General features: G+C 68.9%; 13 protein-coding genes. 5 read left to right on the forward strand and 8 right to left on the reverse strand.

From position 1 onward, the window contains the following. Positions 1-176: 176 nt before the first annotated feature. Positions 177-332, reverse strand: coding sequence for a hypothetical protein (locus NL115_RS19990; RefSeq protein WP_254831077.1), 156 nt, complete (start codon positions 330-332; stop codon positions 177-179). 154 nt (positions 333-486) lie between these two features. On the opposite strand from NL115_RS19990, the gene NL115_RS19995 reads away from it, so the two are divergent. Then, a complete protein-coding gene (locus NL115_RS19995; RefSeq protein WP_254831078.1) occupies positions 487-3,444 on the forward strand; it encodes a penicillin acylase family protein in 2,958 nt (985 codons plus the stop codon). 120 nt (positions 3,445-3,564) lie between these two features. Continuing rightward, positions 3,565-6,516, forward strand: coding sequence for a penicillin acylase family protein (locus tag NL115_RS20000; protein ID WP_254831079.1), 2,952 nt, complete (start codon positions 3,565-3,567; stop codon positions 6,514-6,516). A gap of 83 nt (positions 6,517-6,599) precedes the next feature. On the opposite strand, the gene NL115_RS20005 is transcribed toward NL115_RS20000, so the two are convergent. The 5 genes from NL115_RS20005 to NL115_RS20025 form a co-directional block, all read right to left on the reverse strand. After that, a complete protein-coding gene (locus tag NL115_RS20005; RefSeq protein ID WP_254831080.1) occupies positions 6,600-7,598 on the reverse strand; it encodes a PAS domain-containing sensor histidine kinase in 999 nt (332 codons plus the stop codon). Between the two features lie 77 nt (positions 7,599-7,675). Next, positions 7,676-8,266 carry a DJ-1/PfpI family protein gene (locus tag NL115_RS20010; protein ID WP_254831081.1) on the reverse strand — a complete coding sequence of 197 codons (591 nt, stop codon included), beginning with the start codon at positions 8,264-8,266 and terminating at the stop codon, positions 7,676-7,678. A gap of 109 nt (positions 8,267-8,375) precedes the next feature. After that, complete coding sequence (locus NL115_RS20015; RefSeq protein ID WP_254831082.1) at positions 8,376-10,646, reverse strand: PAS domain S-box protein; 2,271 nt, start codon at positions 10,644-10,646, stop codon at positions 8,376-8,378. A gap of 69 nt (positions 10,647-10,715) precedes the next feature. Beyond that, positions 10,716-11,621, reverse strand: a complete 906-nt coding sequence (locus NL115_RS20020) for a mechanosensitive ion channel family protein (protein ID WP_254831083.1) — start codon at positions 11,619-11,621, stop codon at positions 10,716-10,718. Beyond that, positions 11,618-12,652: a hypothetical protein gene (locus NL115_RS20025; protein WP_254831084.1), complete on the reverse strand. Its 1,035-nt coding sequence runs from the start codon at positions 12,650-12,652 to the stop codon at positions 11,618-11,620. Before NL115_RS20025 ends, NL115_RS20020 begins: the two co-directional genes overlap by 4 nt. A 149-nt stretch (positions 12,653-12,801) precedes the next feature. Between NL115_RS20025 and NL115_RS20030 the strand changes: the two genes are divergently transcribed. Further along, positions 12,802-13,572: an MBL fold metallo-hydrolase gene (locus NL115_RS20030; protein ID WP_254831085.1), complete on the forward strand. Its 771-nt coding sequence runs from the start codon at positions 12,802-12,804 to the stop codon at positions 13,570-13,572. Between the two features lie 54 nt (positions 13,573-13,626). Then, positions 13,627-14,046, forward strand: coding sequence for a hypothetical protein (locus NL115_RS20035; RefSeq protein ID WP_254831086.1), 420 nt, complete (start codon positions 13,627-13,629; stop codon positions 14,044-14,046). 3 nt (positions 14,047-14,049) lie between these two features. On the opposite strand, the gene NL115_RS20040 is transcribed toward NL115_RS20035, so the two are convergent. Then, on the reverse strand, positions 14,050-15,117 hold the full coding sequence (locus tag NL115_RS20040; protein ID WP_254831087.1) for an mRNA surveillance protein pelota: 1,068 nt from the start codon (positions 15,115-15,117) through the stop codon (positions 14,050-14,052). Positions 15,118-15,215: 98 nt separating this feature from the next. Here NL115_RS20040 and NL115_RS20045 point away from each other — a divergent pair, with 98 nt between their 5' ends. Next, the gene (locus NL115_RS20045; protein WP_254831088.1) at positions 15,216-16,556 is read left to right on the forward strand and encodes a hypothetical protein; all 1,341 of its coding nucleotides are present in this window, start codon (positions 15,216-15,218) and stop codon (positions 16,554-16,556) included. 122 nt (positions 16,557-16,678) lie between these two features. Here the strand turns inward: NL115_RS20045 and NL115_RS20050 are convergent, their stop codons facing one another. Then, on the reverse strand, positions 16,679-17,383 hold the full coding sequence (locus NL115_RS20050) for a DUF4013 domain-containing protein (protein ID WP_254831089.1): 705 nt from the start codon (positions 17,381-17,383) through the stop codon (positions 16,679-16,681). Between the last annotated feature and the right edge of the window lie 74 nt (positions 17,384-17,457).

Genomic DNA, 17,457 nt, shown 5'->3' on the forward strand with positions numbered 1-17,457 from the left:
GCCGGGCGGCACTGCCACGTGCGACGTCGGCACACGGCCTCGGGCACCTTTTACGCGCACAATTCGATAACCTAGACGATAAAGTAGCTACTAGCGATTTCTGTGTCAGGAATCGAGAATCGTGTGTGAATCCTCGTGTTCGTCGAGCTGTGCAGTCGGTAGCGAGTGTTCCGGTTTCACTCCGCCTCCTCGTGTTTCTGGTAGCTCCGGTAGCTCATCGCGTCGCCGTCGACGATGACCGTCTCGGTGCCGTGGTCGCTCTCCGGGTCCACTTCCAGCCCGCCGTCGCCGGTCTCGTCTCCGAACACGTATGGATTGGTGTGTTCCGCCATACCACACCATGGGCCACGCGGCGGTATATACGTTGTGGCGACGTGTGCCGGGCGTCAGACACGGGGGCGAAGCGTTTCTTCCGCGGTTGATTGGCTTAAACGACCTGCCATCCCGGGGGAAGACGCTACGCCCCTGATTGATGGTTCGTTCAGCATGAAGCGACGAACGTTCACGCAGGGACTCGGCGCCGCCGTCGGCACCGCACTCCTGGGCGGTATCGCCAGCGGCCGAGCGGACACGCTGGCGGAAATCGAGATCCAGACGACCGAACACGGCGAGAGCCACGTCTACGCCGACGACCTCTACGCGCTGTCGTACGGGAACGGCTACGTCCAGGCCCGCGACCGGCTGTTCGAGATGGACGCTCTCCGGCACGTGGGCTACGGGGACAGCGCGGCCATCATCGGCCCCTCGCAACTCGGGTCGGACATCTCCGTCCGCCGCGACCTCTACAGCGAGGCCGAGATGGAGTCGATGTACGAGGACGCGAGCGAGACCACGCGGACCGCGCTCGAGGGGTTCGCCGACGGGGTGAACCGCCGCATCGTCGAACTCGCCGGGACGGGCGACCTGCCCGGGGAGTTCGCGGCGCTGGGGCACGCTCCCGAGCCGTGGGACCCGGTCGACTCCATCGCGGCCATCAGCTACGCCATCGGCTACTTCGGCGTCTCCGGCGGCGGCGAACTCGGCAACGCGAAGACGCTCGCCCACCTGTTCGAGGAGTTCGACGACCCGGCCGAGGCCTACGAGGCGTACGGCGACCTGAACACGCTCCGGACGCCCGAGGCCCACTACGCCAGCATCCCCGCGACCGACAAGACGGTCGAGGCGGGCGAGACGATTCCGGACGCGCTGGAGGAGTTGCCCGAGCGCCAGCGCGAGTTCGTGTCGGCCGCCGCGGACGCCGAGCCGTGGGGCGTGCAGACGGAGGTGGACCTCCCGGAGGACCTGGCCGACGCGGTCCCGCAGGCCCGGGGCATCATGGAGGGGTTCAAGTTCGGCTCCAATGCACTCGTCGTCGACGGCGAGCACACCGAGACGGGCGAGCCGATGCTGGGCGGCGGCCCGCAGATGGGGTACTTCAAGCCGCCCGTCATCCACGAGATCGGGCTGCACGGGGCGGGATTCGACGTGACGGGCGTCGGCGTCGTCGGGGCGCCGTCGGTCGTCATCGGACGGAGCGACCACCTCGCGTGGACGGTCACCTCCGGGCGAGACGACATGATAGACACCTACGCCGTCGAACTCGACCCCGACGACCGCCACCGGTACCGCTGGAACGGGGAGTGGCACGAGATGGACACGGAGACGGTCGTCCACCGCGCCTCGCTGCCGGGGAGCGTCGTCGAGGGGGACCCGTCGGTACAGGTGGTCGAGCAGGAGGTCGCGCGCGTCGAGCAGAACGGCGACACGATGCCGGTCGTCGCGTGGAACCCCGACGAGAACGTCGCCTGGTGCCAGCGCAAGACCACGCGCTATCAGGAGCTCTCGGGGGCCTTCCGCTGGGCCGAGGTCGGACGCGCCGACACGCTCGACGAGTTCGAGGACGCCCTCGCCGAGTTCCCGTTCACCTTCAACTTCCACGTCATCAGCGACCGAGACGACGAACCCGACATCAGCTTCATCCACACCGGGGAGGTCCCCGACCGTATCGGTCCGTGGGACGGCCGGCTGCCCGTTCCGGGTGGCGAACCCCACTGGAACAGCACACGTCTCGCCCAGCTGGAGGGAACGGTCGCGCACGGCTCCTCGCGGGGCTACTTCGTCAACTGGAACAACGGCCCGGCGGTCGGCTGGCGGGCCGACGACGCCGAGCGCTCCTGGGGCACCACCCACCGCGTCGCGGTGCTGGACCGGTTCACGCGGCAGGCTATCGAGACGACCGGCGGCGCGCTCTCGCTCGACGACGTGAAGTCGGTCATCGAGCTGGCGGCGAAGCACGACTCGGCGGCGCCCCAGTGGCTCGAACCGGTCGTTGCCGCAGGCGCGGAGAGCGACGACCAGCTGGTCCGTGAGATGGCGGCCGAGCTGGAGTCGTGGCTGGCCGACGGCTGCTCCTGGCGGACCGCCGACGGCGGGTTCGGCGGCGAGCGCTACGCGGGCGGCGGGATGGCCATCTTCGAGGCCGTCCGACGAGCCCTCAGCGAGCGCGCACTCGGCGACGAGCTCGGACCACACCGCCACGTGGCGGCCTACGACCCCAGCGGCGGCGGCGGGGCATCGCTCGGCAACGGGCCGGACCCCCACGCCGCGGACCACGGGAACGCGAAGCAGGACCAGCTGCTCGCCGACGCGCTTCACCTCCGGACGGAGTACGACTGGTTCCGGGGGGCCACGAGCGACGAGGGGCCCGGCCGCGGCCGGGGTCGGGGTCGGGGACGAGGGGAGGGGCGAGGCACCAGAGCACGGCGCCGTGACCGCGTCGTCCGCGCGGCACTGGCCGACGCCCGCGACGAGCTCGTCGACCGGTTCGGCACCGTCGACCCGTCGACCTGGCAGCTGCCCCGGTACAGCAGCACCTTCTCGGCACTCGGAGCGACACCCACGGAGGCCATCCCGATGTCGAACCGGGCGTCCTACATGCAGGCCATCGCGGCGGGCGAGGGGCTCGATGGGGCCGGGGACGCGCTGCCCCCGGGGAACTCGGGACACGTGAACGCCGCCGAACTCGTCGCAGCACAGGCGGGCCGCGGCCCGGAACACCTGACCGACCAGCTCGAGCTGTACGCGAACTACGAGTACAAACCACACCCGCACACCCGCGAGGAGGTGGCCGAGACGGCCGTCGAATCGACCACGGTCCGCGCGACGACGCCCTCACTCACCGGCCCGGCAGAGCCCGTCCGGGACCTGCCGGCGGACGTCCTCTCGCCGCTGCTCGAACTCCAGTCGGCCAGCCAGCCCGGGGACGTGACGGACGCCGTCTCCGAGACGACGGGGGCCGTGACCGGCGCCGCCGAGTCGGCGAGCGAGGCGGACCCGGGCGGAACGGCGGACGACGCCGGCGGGTCGATTCTGGGCAGCGGAGCAGCAACCGACGATTCGGCGGCGGAATCCGGCGGTGACGGGCTGACCGATGGGGGACTCCTGGGCGGACTACTGGACCGCTGACGCCGGAACGGACCGTCACCGGGTTCGAGCCCCTAGAATCCTGACCCATCGTTCAATCAATAAACACCCCTCTAAAGGCGGCGTCACGGCTACCCCGGGGTACGAGAACAGTGGGGGCACATGCAGCGACGAGACTTCACGAAACTACTCGGTGGGCTGGCAGGGACGGGACTGGCTGGGACGGCCGCGGCCGAGACCGACGGCTTCGCCCCGAACCTCCAGGAGGACCCGCTGGAACAGATAGAGATACTCACCACGGAGTACAACGAGAGCCACATCTACGGCGACAGCGTCTACGCGCTGGGCTACGGCAACGGCTACGTGCAGGCGCGCGACCGGCTGTTCCTGCTGGATGCCGTCCGGCACATCGGCTACGGCAACAGCGCGCAGGTGCTGGGTCCGGCACAGCTCTCCTCGGACATCCAGGTCCGGCGGGACCTCTACAGCCCGGACGAGATCCGGCGCCAGTGGGAGAACGCCTCGCAGACCATCAAGGAGGCCGTCCGGGGCTACACGGACGGCGTCAACCGGCGGATGACGGAGATGGCGGCGGCGGGCGAGCTGCCGGGCATCTTCGCCGCGCTGGGTCACGCCCCGGAGCCGTGGAAGCCCGAGGACACCGTGGCGGCCATCAACTACCTCATCGGCTTCTTCGGCGTCAGCGGCGGGAGCGAACTCGGCAACGCGAAGAGCCTCGCGAGACTCAAGCAGAACCTGGGTGACGAGCGCGAGGCGTTCGAGGCCTACGGCGACCTCAACTGGCTGGAGACGACCGACGACCACTTCACCAGCATCGCGCCGGGCGACGAGGACTACGACCCGGACCTCGTCGAGACGGTGCCGGACTACGAGGACGTACCACAGGAGCAGCTCGACCTCGTCGACGCCGCGCTGGGTGCCGAAACCTGGGGTATCGAGACCGACCTCAGCATCCCCCCGGACGTGCAGAACGGCATCCGCTCGGGCCAGGGGCTGATGACCGGGTTCAAGTGGGGTTCGAACGCGTACGTCTTCAGCGGCGAGCTGACGGAGACGGGGACACCGATGCTGGGCGGCGGGCCGCAGATGGGCTTCTTCAAGCCACCCATCCCGTACGAGATCGGCCTGCACGGTGCCGGCTTCGACATGACCGGGATGGGCGTCGTCGGGGCGCCCGCGCTGGTCATCGGCCGGACGGACACGCTCGCGTGGACGGTCACCTCCGGGCGAGACGACCAGATCGATACCATCGCGGTGGAACTCGACACCGAGGACAAGCACCGCTACAGGTGGGACGGGGAGTGGTACGAGATGTCGACGGAGACGGTCGTCCACAGGGCCAACCCAGCGGGGGCGGTCCTCACGGGCGGTTCGGGCACCCGCGTCGTGGAGCAGGAGGTGGCCCGGGTCGAGCAGGACGGTGCCTCGATGCCCGTCGTCGCGTGGAACCCCGACGAGAACATCGCCTGGTGCCAGCGCACGACGACACGGGGCGACGAGCTGGAGGGTGCGTTCGCGTGGGCAGAACTCGGCCGCTCCGACGACCTGGAGGACTTCGAGCACCGCCTCTCGGAGTTCCCGTTCACCTTCAACTTCCACGTCGTCGAGTACGAGGAGGACGACCAGGGTAACGTCGAGCGCGAGAACATCGCGTACATCCACACCGGAAAGATCCCCGAGCGCTTCGACGGCCGGGACTACCGGCTCCCGGCGACGCCGGAGACCCACGAGTGGACGGCCACCTACTCCGGGACCGGGCTGGGAACGACCGACCGGAACTCCTCGCGTGGCTACTACGTCAACTGGAACAACGGCCCGGCGGCGGGCTGGCGGGCCGGTGACGGCGAGCAGAACTGGGGCTCGCGACACCGCGTCGAGACCCAGAACCACTTCATCCGGCAGAAGCTCGACATCCCCGAGGGGGTCCCGGTCGGCAAGGAGAAGGCCGAACAGGCACGCTCGACGGTCTCGCTCGAGGACGTCCGCGACATCGAGTACCAGTCCGCGAAGCACGACGCCACCGCACAGGTGTCGGCACCGTACCTCCGCGACGCCGCGGCCGACGCCGACGACCTGCAGGACGTGGCCGACGTGTTGACCGAATGGCTCGAGGACTTCTGCTCGTGGAAGGACCTGACCGACGACGACCGGATGGACTACCCGGGGCACTCGGTGTTCCTCCGGGCCCGGAAGAAGCTCCAGCAGCGCGTCTTCGACGACGAACTCGACGGCGAGCAGGGGACGCTGGACCTGCGGCCGGTGACGAGCCGGCACGCCTCGGACTCGGGCAACGCGACCAGCGACGTGACGTTCATCGACGCACTGGCCGGTGAGACGGAACACGACTGGTTCGCCACAGCCAGTAACGACGGTCTCGCCACGTTCGACCCGGAGCGCCGCGACGAGGTCATCCGGGGCGCGCTCCGCGAGGTGAAGGCCGAACTCCGCGAGGAGTACGGCTCCGACCCGGCCGACTGGCGGGACGCCATCCTCGAGAGCAAGTTCCTCTCCATCGGCGCCTCGAACCAGACGGTCATCGACATCCAGAACCGCTCCTCGTACAACCAGGCCATCGACATGGGATTCGCACTGAGCGACGACACCCAGACCTGGCAGGACAACGCCCAGGACGTGCTGCCGCCGGGCCAGTCCGGCCACCAGAACGCACAGGAACTCGCTCAGACCCAGGCCACCGGCGAGGAACCGGAACGCCTCCACGACCAGCTGGAGTTCTACGTGAACAACGGGGAGTACAAGCCCCACCCGCACACGCGGACGCAGGTCGAGGACGTGGCCGTCGAGTCGACGACGGTCCGGGTCACCCCGGAGCACGACTACACGCCGGTCGTTCCGGCGGCACCGCGGCCGCTCCCGATGCCCATCAGCGTCCCGAATCCCGACGGGCCATCCCCCGGTGACACTCCCGCGCCGCCGGAGGGTGGCGTGCCCTCACGCACGTCCACGGACAGAGGGGACGGCAGCGACGCGACCGATACTGCCAGCGACGCGACCGATACTGCCAGCGACGCGACCGATACGGTTGACCGACCCACAGGCCACGTCACTGACAGCGACCTGGACGACCTGCTGTAGGCCTGGGCAGGGAGAGAAATTTCCCAGGCATTCCACGTCGAATCGCGTAGGAGAGACGCTATCGATAGCGCTTCGCAGATATCTCAATCGAGCTCGACATCCCGGAACTCGAACCGGGCCCCGCCGTCGCGCCCCTCCGTGACCGTGATAGTCCAGTCGTGGGCCTCGGCGATCTCCTTGACGATAGCGAGGCCGAGACCGACGCCGCGTTTGCCCTCCGACCGGGTGGGTGAGAACACCGCTTCGCGCTCTTCTGGAGGGATACCGGGGCCGTCGTCCTCGACGAAGAACCCCTCGTCGTCCGCGAGCGCGCCGATGGTCACGGAAGGGTCCCCCTCCTCGCTCGCGTGTTCCACCGCGTTGCGGATGAGGTTCTCGAGGAGCTGCTGGAGCCGGCTCCCGTCGGCCAGGAACCCGAGGTCGGAAGCGACGGTGACCGTGGCCTCGCCGGTCGCGACCGTCTCGCGGGCGGCGGTCCCGATGGCCATCAGCGACACCGGCTCCTTCGCGTCCACGGCCTGTCCCTCGCGTGCCAGCCGGAGCAGGTCGTCGACGAGGATGGACATCCGTTCCAGCGAGCTCTCGACCAGCTCCAGCTCGTCGCGGTCGATATCCTCCTGCAGGATGTCGACGTAGCCCTTCGCGACGTTGAGCGGGTTCCGCAGGTCGTGACTGACGACGCCGGTGAACGCCTCGAGCCGCTCGTTCTGCTCGCGAAGCTCCTGTTCGCGCTGTTTCAGCTCGGAGATATCCTGGATGGTGCCGAAGTGGAAGGGGACCCCCTCGATGCGTCGTCGCGTCGTCACCGCCGAGATGGGGACGCTGGTTCCGCCGTACTCGTGGACCGTCTCGGCCGTCCGGGTCTCCCCGTCCGTGAACGAGTCCCAGTAGTCGTCGAACCGCTCCGCGTCGAAGTCGGGAACCACCTCCCAGATGGGCGTCCCGACCAGAGACTCCCGCTCGGTATCGAGGAGGTCCGCGTACGCGTCGTTGACGTAGACGTACCGCCCGTTCTCACCGTAGACGCCGACGCTGACTCCCACCGACTCGACCATCTCCTTGAGCAGTTCCGACCGGTCCATGCCATAACTCCGGGACGACAGGGCAAAAACCGGTCGGCGAGAGCGGTCCGACGCCCGGAAGCGCCGCCCCACGCGGTTCAGTCGGCCGCGACCGGTTCGCCGTGCTGGATGTCGGTCCCCAGCACGTCGAGGAACTGTGCGATCCACTCCGGGTGGTCGGGCCACGCCTGTCCCGTCACCAGATTGCGGTCCGTGACGACGCCGTCGACCCACGAACAGCCCGCAGCCTCCACCTCGGCCCGGACAGCGGGGTACGCGGTCATCTCGTAGCCGTCGAGAACATCGGCGGCCGCGAGGATCTGCGGCCCGTGGCACAGCGCGGCGACGGGTTTCCCCGTCTCGAAGAAGTGCCGGACCGTGTCGAGGACGGCGTCGTACGTCCGGAGGTACTCCGGGGCGCGCCCGCCCGGGACGACGAGCCCGTCGTAGTCGGCCGGGTCCACCTCGCTCATCGTCGCGGTGACCTCGAAGTCGTGACCACGCTCCTCCAGATACGTCTGGTCGCCACGGAAGTCGTGGATGGCGGTCTTGACGCTGTCCCCGGCTTCCTTCTCGGGGCAGACGGTGTGAACCTCGTGGCCGACGGCCTGGAGTGCCTGGAACGGGACCATGACCTCGTAGTCCTCGACGAAATCACCGACAATCATCAGGAGCTGTTTTCCTGTCATGAGTGAACACGCACCGTGCAGTGCGTCCGATGCATGGGCCGGAGCGGACATAGTTCTTGACCCAGTCAAGAGGACACGAGGAACGACCGCCACGCGGTGGGTGGAGCGGCTACTCGGCGGGGAACTCGACGCCGTGTATCTCGAAGGCGGCGCCACCCTCGTCGGCCTCCGAGACAGAGATATCCCAGCCGTGCGCCGAGACGAGCTGGTCGACGACGACCATCCCGAACCCCGTCCCCTCCTCGTGGGTCGTGTACCCCGGTTCGAATATCTGGTCACGCTCGTCGGGTGGGATACCGGGGCCGTCGTCCGCGACGTAGAAGCCCTCGTCGTCCGGGAGCGTCCCGAGGTGTACGGTCACGTCCGAATCACCGTGGACGACGGCGTTGCGGAGGAGGTTGTCGAAGACCTGCCTGAGGCGGGAGGCGTCGGCAGCGACCATCGCGGACTCCTCCACCTGGAGGGAGGCCCCGTTCGTGTCGATACCGGTCCAGACGTCGGTCGCGAGCCGGCGCAGGTCCACGTGGTCGGTCCGGTCGACCTGCCCGCCCGACCGTGCGAGTTCGAGCAGGTCGGTGATTATCTCGCGGATTCGCTCGTGTGCAGTCTCGACCCGCTCGAACTCCGCCGGGTCGCCGGACTCCCTGGCGAGGTCCAGCCAGCCCATGGCGGAGGTGAGGGGGTTCCGCAGGTCGTGGGCGACGAGTTCGGCGAACCGGTCGAGGCGCTCGTTGCGCTCGGCCAGTTCCTCCTCCCGGGCCCGGAGCGACTGCTCGGCCCGCGCCCGGTCGAGTGCCGTCCGGGTGTTGGCCGCGAGAACCTGCATCAGTTCGACGTCCTGTGCCGAGAACGCCCCCGGTTCCGGCGAGCCGACGATGACCACCCCGTTCGTCCCGAGCGGGAAGATGGCCTCGCTATCGATGGGGGAATCAGGGTCGTAGACGTTCGCCGCCTTGCTGACCCGGCCGTGAACCTGTGGCTCGCCGGTCTCGTAGACCTCCCAGGCGAGTGACTCCCCGGCCGGGAGTACCGGAACCGTGTCGAAGAGTTCCCCCGCTCCCCGACTCGTCGCCACCGCGACGAGTTCCTCCCCCTCCTCCAGGAAGACCCCGCTCACGGGGTGGTCGAGGAGGTCGTCGAACGCGGCGCAGCTGCGCTGGGCGATGGCCTCGGGGTCGGATTCGGCCATCAGGTCGCGCGTGACCTCGTGCAGGGTCTGGAGCTGGACCTCGTACTCCCGGCGGTCGGAGATGTCGCGGATGACGCCGACGGTCCCCTCGAAGCCCTCGTCGGTGGTGCCCTCGTCGTCGGCCAGTGCGGTGAACCGCGTCTCGGTGGGGACCGTACTCGCGTCGCCCCGCACGAGGTCGAACTCGATGGCAGTGGTCGTCGCGGTGTTGCGGCGTATCTCCGCACGAGCCTCGACCACGCGGTCGACCGCGTCCCTCTCGAGGAGGGTGGAGAAGTGCATCCCGACCAGCGCCGCACGGTCGTACCCGGTCAGGTCGCACATCGCGTCGTTGACGTAGGTGAACTCACCGTCGGCGTCGGTGGCGTAGAGGCCGTCCCGGACCGTCTCGGCCAGTGTCTCGTACTGCTCGAGGTCCTGCCGCCGCTCCTTCTGGTCGGTGATGTCACGGAGGACGGCGAGGACGACATCGTCGTCGTGGAGGGTGGCCCGCTTGAGCGACACCTGCAGCCATCGGTAGGTGCCGTCCTTCCGTTCGATGGGCCACTCGAAGCGGTCACCGTCTCCCTCCAGCGCGGCCGTCATCTTCTGTTCTACCTGCGTCGAGTCCCGCTCCGGGTGGGAGGCGGTGATGTCCATCACGTCCACCTCCCGGAGTTCCTCGACACGGTAGCCCAGCAGGTCGACCGCCTTCGGGTTCGCGTCTCGTATCGCGAACGTCGCGGCGTCGTGGACGATGATGGCGTCCTCGACCTCCTCGAAGATGACGCGGTAGTCGTCGAGCGCAGCCGTCCGGCTGGCGTGGTCACGGTGTCGTCTGGCCGTCCCGATACCCGCGAGCGTCCCACCGAGCGTCCCCGCGGTCAGCGAGGTGAGGACGGCGAACTGCGGCGCGACCGCGCCGACGGTGAACTCGAGCCCACGGAACCAGAGGTTCATGACGAGGAACACGCCGAACCCGCCCGCGGTCCAGGCAGCCACCCGTCCGGCTTCAGTCCCCGGGAGGTCCGTCGTCGCGTAACGGAAGTACCCGACGGCGAGGAGGACGACACCCAGCAGGAGCGCCAGGCCCGCCTGGAGTGCGGCGGTGGAACTCCCGGCAGCGACGACGAACCACAGCGTAATCGCGATCGAGGCGGCAGCCAGCAGACAGGGGAACCAGCGCGAGAGGGACGCGGCTGTCCGGACCATAGATTGAGTTGTGGCTCCACCGTTCAATTTCTTTCCACCATCGGCTGGATAATCCGAGCCGTGGCGCGACTACTCCACGGCCTCGTCGGGGACGCCGGGCGTCACGCGTGGCGACCGGATGTCGTGTTCGGCGAATGCGGCGAGCGCACGGTCGGTCACGTCCGTCTCGAAGGCGAACTCGTTGCGGAGGTCGTCGACGTAGGCCTTCCCGGTCACGGTGCGGTAGTGGAGGTCGTCGGTGACCCGGACCGTCACCGGGTGGTCCTCGGTGACGTAGACGTACTGGGAGGTCTCCATCGCCTCGCGGACGATACGGCGCGCGACCCGGACGTCGGCAGCAGGGTCCAGATAGAACTCGACGGTGACGAGCATCTCCGCGGCGCCGTCGTTCGCGTTGGCGATGGATTCGTTGAAGAAGAGGTAGTTCGGGACCGTGATGGCGGTGTCGTCCGGCGTGACGAGCGTGGTCGAGCGGAGGCCGATGTCGGTGACCTCGCCGTAGTGCTCACCGACGGCGATCTTGTCGCCGATGCGGTAGGGTCGCTCCGCGACCAGGACGATTCCACCGAACAGGTCCGCCATGAGGTCCTTCAGGCCGAGGCCGAGCGCGGCACCGAGCAGGCCCGAGAAGGCCACGAGCTGGGTGCTACTGAAATCGAACACGCCGCGGAAGACGAGCCAGGCCGCCCCGGCGTAGACACCCACCTTGACGACGGGGATGAGCAGCGTCACGCGGAAGCGCTGGGTCGTCAGCCGGTCGGCCAACCCGTTCAGGAGCGCGCTCGCGGCCCGGGCCACCACGTACGCCAGAACCAGGATTGCCAGCGCGTTGAGGACCGTCTGGAGAGTGACGGGACTGACCTCGCTCACCTCCGAGCCGCTCAGCCCGCCCGTCTGCGCGACCGCGAGTGGGTGGCCGGTGGTCAGTGCGACCGCCAGCGCGTGGCCAGCCGACGACACGGAGGGACCGGTCACCACAGCAACCGCCTCCCCCGGAGGTACTCGGCAGCCGGGTGCAGCGCCGTCGGTTCGACCCAGGCGACGTCGTCGGACAGCGCGACGAGGTCGCGGTCGGCCAGGTACGTGAGCGACCGCCTGACCTGGACCTCGGGCAGTGCCGCGGCCAGCACCTCCCGGTCGACGGCGCCGTTGGTCAGCACGAGCAGCAGGACGAACCCAGCGTCGTCGTCGAGGTCGAGACTCCGGTCCAGTGCCTCGACCGAGGCCGGGCTGATGGTGCCGTCCTCGACGCTGCGCGCCCAGAGCGCCGCCGCCACGCCCGGGTTCCCCTCGGAGAGCCGTGTCAGCCGCTCGAAGACGACCGCCTCCACCTCGCCCACGTCGTCCTCCGCCCGGGCCGTGAGGTAGGAGAGGTTCAGCGTCGGGACGGTCACCTCCACGCCGACCGACCGCGTGAGCGAGACGGTCCGGGGCTCGAAGTCGAGGGTCTTCACGCGGCCGAAGGCTTTCGTCGATTCGAATCTCGGCAGGTCCGGGCCGTACATCGCGTAGATGAGGTCCCGGACCCCGCCCGCGTCGAGGGGCGGCAGCCGGACGACGATGGGGAACGCCGCGTCGACGTCACGGGTCGCCCGGAGGTAGTCCCAGGCGTAGCTGTTCCAGGCGGTGACGAACATCGCGTCGCTGTCGGTCACGCGGTCGATGAACCGCTCCAGCGGGTCGAAGCCGCCGACCCGCCGGGTGTAGAGGTAGTGACAGCCGTCGACGACGACCGCCTCGCTGTCGGGTTCCGGGGCCTCGCCCGGGTCGACAACGAGGCCGTCGAACGACCGGCGCTCGGCGGCCGCACCCAGGTACTCCTCGGCGTAGGCCAGCAGTCCCGCGCGGCCGGCGAACGGCTCGGCGACCACCGCCACGTTCGAGCGCTCTCCCTCCAGATGCCCGCCGACGGCCTCCTCGAGCGCGTCGAACTGCGCGCCCAGGCCGGCCTCCCGAAGCGCCGCCACCGGGAGGTCCGGCACCGCGTCCTCCACCACTTCCCTCATGGCTGCCCATCCCCGTCAGTGCGTGCCACCCCAGCGTGCATACCGTTCCGAGGGCCCCGCGTCGACTTCGGTGTTTCCCCGAGTGCCCGGAGCGGGAGCGTGGCCGCCCCACCGCCACGCCTTTGCCGCCGACGCGCCCGAGTCGGCGTATGCAGGTGACGTTCCTCGGAACCGGGAGCGCGATGCCGACCGGCGAGCGGATGCAGACCGGACTGCTCGTCGAGGGCGAGGCGGGCCCGCTACTCGTCGACTGTGGCAGCGGCGCGCTCCACTCGCTGGCCGCCACCGAAACGGGCTACGAGGGCGTCGACACCGTCCTCCTGACCCACCACCACCTCGACCACGTCGCGGACCTCCTGCCGCTGATGAAGGCGCGCTGGCTGGCGGGCGCCGAGTCGCTCCGGGTCGTCGGACCGCCAGGGACCGGCGAGCTGGTCGAGGGACTGCTGGAGGTCCACGACTACATGCAGGACCGCCTCGACCTCCGACTGCGGGAGGTGACCCCCGACGAGGCCCCGTTCGACCTCGCGGGCTTCTCGGTGGACGCCATGGAAACCGTCCACTCGATGTACTGTCACGCCTACCGGTTCACGCCCGCAGACGCGGCCGCGGGCGACGACGCACCCGTCTTCACCTTCTCGGGGGACTCCGAGGAAACCGACCGCCTCGCGCGCTTCGCGGACGGCTCGGACGTGTTCGTTCACGACTGCTCGTTCCCCGACGAGGTCGACGTGGACAACCACCCCACGCCGAGCGCACTCGGGCAGGTCCTGGCGGGCCACGACTACGGCACGGTCTACCTGACCCATCTCTACCCGCACACGGTCGGGACGGAGTCCGAGATGCTCGATTCACTGGAGCAGCACTACGACGGTGAGGTGCGGTTCGCGGAGGACGGGCTGACGGTCGAGGTGGAGTGAGATGACCCGAGGACCTGGAAGCATGGAACCGTCCGCCACCTGCACGGCCGGCAGATGAGCGAGGGGCTCGTGGCGCGTGCCTCGCCGGTGCTGGTCGCGCAGACGCTCGCGTTCCTCGCGGTCGTCATCGGGCTCCCCGTGGCGTTCTCGCTCGGGGGGCGACTCCGCTATCTGGCTCTCGCTGCGGTCGGGACGCTCCTGCTCGTGGGGTTCATCCTGCTGGGACTCCAGCAGGCCCATCGGTCCGGGACGCTCGTCCAGCACGCCACGTTCCTCGTGGTCTGGCTTGTCGGCGCCGCCGTCGCGGATGGGCTGGCGAAACGGGCGGCCGAGTGGTTGCCGGAGCCCCTCCCGTTCCTGCTCGGGGTCGGTATCGGACTGGGGGCGCTCTGGTTCGGCGCACGCCTCGCCTACGACGACGGCTCCGTGCGCGGGCTGCTCGCACGTTCAGAGACCGACGCTGACAGGGACTGAGTCTCAGTCGATGCGGTAGCGCAACAGCGCCGCCACACCGCCGAGGTTCTTCAGCTGCTGGCCAGGGTCGAACTCGTTGGAGAACACCGTCACCTGGCCGCCCTTCTGCTCGACCGTCTCGACGAGGTCGTTGGCGTTCACATCCCAGTCGCCCTCGCCGGCACGTTCGGCGCGCAGGCGCTCGTCGAGGATGAGCAGCTCGTCGATGGCACCGAACTCGGCGGCCTCCATCACGCCCTCGATGCCGTACGCGGCCTCGTGGCCCTGCGCGATGCGCTCCATCAGCTCGTCGATGTACTCGGCCTCCTCCGCGATGCGCGTCTCGGCCTGCACCTCGTCGACGGCACCGCGCTTGAGCACCTCGTGGACGCCGCGGTCCCCGACGCCGGCGGTGTCGACGGTCGTGATGAGCTTCGCGACATCCGGCGCCTCCTCCTCGATGTACTCCAGTGCGTCCTGTTTGGTGAAGCCGGGGCCAGCGAGGATGATGGCGTCGACGTCCATCCGCGCGAGCACGTCGGTCAGCTCGGCGAACAGCTGGGTCCGGGGCTGGGCGTACTCGCCCTTGCCCGTGGTGGCGGTGATGGCGGCGCGCTCCTCGACGCCGTACTGGGCGACGGTGTGGACGTAGGCCTCGCCCTCCTCGACGGTAGCGATGGCGACGTCGGGGTTCTCGGCGGCCTCGACGGCCTCCTGGAGGCGTTCGAGCTGGTCTGTCTTCCACCACTTGGTGATCTCGATCTCCGTGCGCTCCTCGACGTTGAGGGTGTGGTGGAGCCCGAGCTGGTCCTCGCGCGAGCAGTCGACGATCTCGCCCCCGATGCGGAGCCGGTTGGCGAACTTCGCGAACTCCGTGGTCTCGACCTCGATGGTGACGTACATGTGCTCGCGCTCGCCACCGGTGTCGCGCATCTGGTCGTCGTTGCGCTGGATGCGGCGGGTCGTGTCACCGCCGACCTCGTCACCGGGTTCGATGATGTAGGTCAGGTGCCACAGGTCGTCCAGACTCTCGGGGACCACCTCTATCTTCTCTCGCCCCTCGCCGACAGCGTGGCGGTCCTGGATTCGCATATCCGGACTCGGCGGGCCGGGCGCAAAGACCCTGCCGTTCCCGCCCGCCGGGGCGGCGCCAGCCTTTATCAGCCGGCTGGCCGCAGTCGGACACGACGATGCGCGAGACCCTGCCGTTCACCCTCATCGAGGAGATGACACACCACCTCGAGCGGCGGTTCCAGCCGCTCAACATGCAGGGCGAAATCGCGTCCTCGGCCACGGTCGACATCGACGAACTGCGGGCGGCCACCAGCACCGCGATGGAACTCCACCCTATGTCGCGGGCCCGACGCCGCCCGTCGCGCCCCACCGACAGCCGGTACTGGTGGGAGATTCCGACCGAGCCGGGCCGGGTCCCCATCTACGAGGTCGACAGCGAGGAGTACGACCTCCGGACGGTCCGGAACCGCCTCTACGGCCACCAGTTCGACCTGACCCAGGAACCGCCCTTCGGGATGGTCGTCTACCGCGGTGGCGGGGTCGACGGTGGGGACCGTATCCTCCAGTCGACCAGCCACGTGGTCGCCGACGGCGTGGGTGTACTCCGGTTCAGTCACGCCACCTGGACGGCCTACCGGGGCGAGGAGCCGGTCGGGGACACGGTCGGCCTGCACGAGTCCCGCTCGTTGCTAGAGAATCTCCGCCCCACGACGGTGGGGGACGCCTGCGAAGCGGCCGAGACGGTGGGGCGACGGCTCCGCGATGGCGTCCTGAGCCCGACCGACATCGCGAGCGACGGCGGCTCGGACCGGGCCGGCTGGGGCTACGAGCGCCGCGTGCTCGACGCCGACCTGACGGGTCGGCTCATCGCCACCCGCCCACCGGGCGTCTCGGTCAACGACGTTCTCCTGACCGCCCTCCACCTCGCCATCGAGGCGTGGAACGACGCACACGGGACACCGACCGGCTGGCTCGGCGTCATGATGCCGGTCAACGTCAGGCCCGACGACTGGTTCTACCAGGTGATGGCGATGTACACGCTGTTCGAGCGGGTGCGGACGAACCGGGCCCACAGACGGAACCCCGGCACCGCGCTGGCCAGGGTGGCCCGGCAGACGACCCGTATCAAGGAGCGCGACCTTCCCGAACGGACCTACGAGGTGCTGGCGCTGCTCCCCGACGGTCTGCCTGTCGCCCTGAAGCACCACCTCCCCGACCTCCTCCGCGACGGTGGTGCACGACTGCTGGATACGGCCGTCCTGACCAACCTCGGAAACGTCCCCGTCTCCCCGTCACTGGGCGAAGGAACCGAGAGCGAGGTCTGGTTCTCGCCGCCGACCTGGCGGCAGATTCCCGTCGGCGTCGCGGTGGGAACGTTCGACGGTGAACTCCACCTGTTCTGCCGGTACCTGCTGGAGCAGTTCGACGAGCCCGCGGCGGCGCGGTTCGTCGACACGTACGTGACCCACATCGAGCGGCTCGTGGACGAGGTGGTGCCGGCAGCGACGGCGGACTGACTCCGAGAGCAGAGAATAATAATCCAAGAACCCCGATATTGTGCTTATTGAGAACATTATTTCCCTGATTGGGGATCTGAGAAGGTAATTGCTGCCGGATGGAGGCACCCCCGTCCGAACGCTCAGATGGCCTGTCCGGCAGTGGGGTCCGGATCCGCCTCGTCGGCCCCCGGCTCGACGACGCCGACCGCTCCACCGTACAGGTAGTACGCCGAGACCATCCCGTAGAACGAGACGAACGGGACGACCAGCGCGCCGATGCCGGTTGCACTGAGGACGCTGGTGATGGCGCCGACGACGACGAGGACGCCCAGCGCGACGAGCCAGCGGACGGCGTACTCGCGGGTCGTCACGAGCGCGCGGATACGCCCGATTGCGAACCCGTCGGCCACGCTCCCCGACATCGCCACGAACGTCAGTGCCGCCGGCAGGAAGTAGTAGATGAGCAGGGTCAGGAGGCCGGCGACGACGAACCCGCCGAGGGCACCGAGGATAGCCCCGGCGGTCAGGCTCTGACTCCCGGTGAGGATCGCGACGACCAGCCCACCGGTGGTGACGCCGAAGATGACCAGGGGCACGAGGAGATAGGCCAACGAGACCACGAACAGCTTCAGGCCATCCACGAGCAGCTCGCCCCAGTCGTCGAAGACGGGGGCGCTCTCGGTCCCGGGGTCGTCCGCCGCGTCCCGGAGGACACGTGCCCCGTAGCCCAGCACCAGGAACACGGGAACGACCAGGAACGACAGGATTCCCAGAACCCCACCGATGGCGATAGTCTTCCAGCTGTCCCCTCCCTCTCGCGGATAGTTGATGGATTCCTCGAACATTGTGTCTCACCGTCCGTGCTGGCCACGCGAATCTTAACCTTTCGCGCGCGCTACGGCTGGAAGTTTCTACACTC

Source organism: Haloglomus salinum (assembly GCF_024298825.1).
In the GTDB taxonomy this organism is placed as follows: Archaea; Halobacteriota; Halobacteria; order Halobacteriales; family Haloarculaceae; genus Haloglomus; species Haloglomus salinum.

Bases quoted from the DNA above. Each gene is read 5' to 3' on its own strand.
- NL115_RS20000 (WP_254831079.1), top strand. From the start codon at position 3,565: ATGCAGCGACGAGACTTCACGAAACTACTCGGTGGGCTGGCAGGGACG.
- NL115_RS20015 (WP_254831082.1), bottom strand. From the start codon at position 10,646: ATGGTCCGGACAGCCGCGTCCCTCTCGCGCTGGTTCCCCTGTCTGCTG.
- NL115_RS20040 (WP_254831087.1), bottom strand. From the start codon at position 15,117: ATGCGAATCCAGGACCGCCACGCTGTCGGCGAGGGGCGAGAGAAGATA.
- NL115_RS19990 (WP_254831077.1), bottom strand. From the start codon at position 332: ATGGCGGAACACACCAATCCATACGTGTTCGGAGACGAGACCGGCGAC.
- NL115_RS20025 (WP_254831084.1), bottom strand. From the start codon at position 12,652: ATGAGGGAAGTGGTGGAGGACGCGGTGCCGGACCTCCCGGTGGCGGCG.
- NL115_RS20050 (WP_254831089.1), bottom strand. From the start codon at position 17,383: ATGTTCGAGGAATCCATCAACTATCCGCGAGAGGGAGGGGACAGCTGG.
- NL115_RS20010 (WP_254831081.1), bottom strand. From the start codon at position 8,266: ATGACAGGAAAACAGCTCCTGATGATTGTCGGTGATTTCGTCGAGGAC.
- NL115_RS20045 (WP_254831088.1), top strand. From the start codon at position 15,216: ATGCGCGAGACCCTGCCGTTCACCCTCATCGAGGAGATGACACACCAC.
- NL115_RS19995 (WP_254831078.1), top strand. From the start codon at position 487: ATGAAGCGACGAACGTTCACGCAGGGACTCGGCGCCGCCGTCGGCACC.
- NL115_RS20035 (WP_254831086.1), top strand. From the start codon at position 13,627: ATGAGCGAGGGGCTCGTGGCGCGTGCCTCGCCGGTGCTGGTCGCGCAG.
- NL115_RS20005 (WP_254831080.1), bottom strand. From the start codon at position 7,598: ATGGACCGGTCGGAACTGCTCAAGGAGATGGTCGAGTCGGTGGGAGTC.
- NL115_RS20030 (WP_254831085.1), top strand. From the start codon at position 12,802: ATGCAGGTGACGTTCCTCGGAACCGGGAGCGCGATGCCGACCGGCGAG.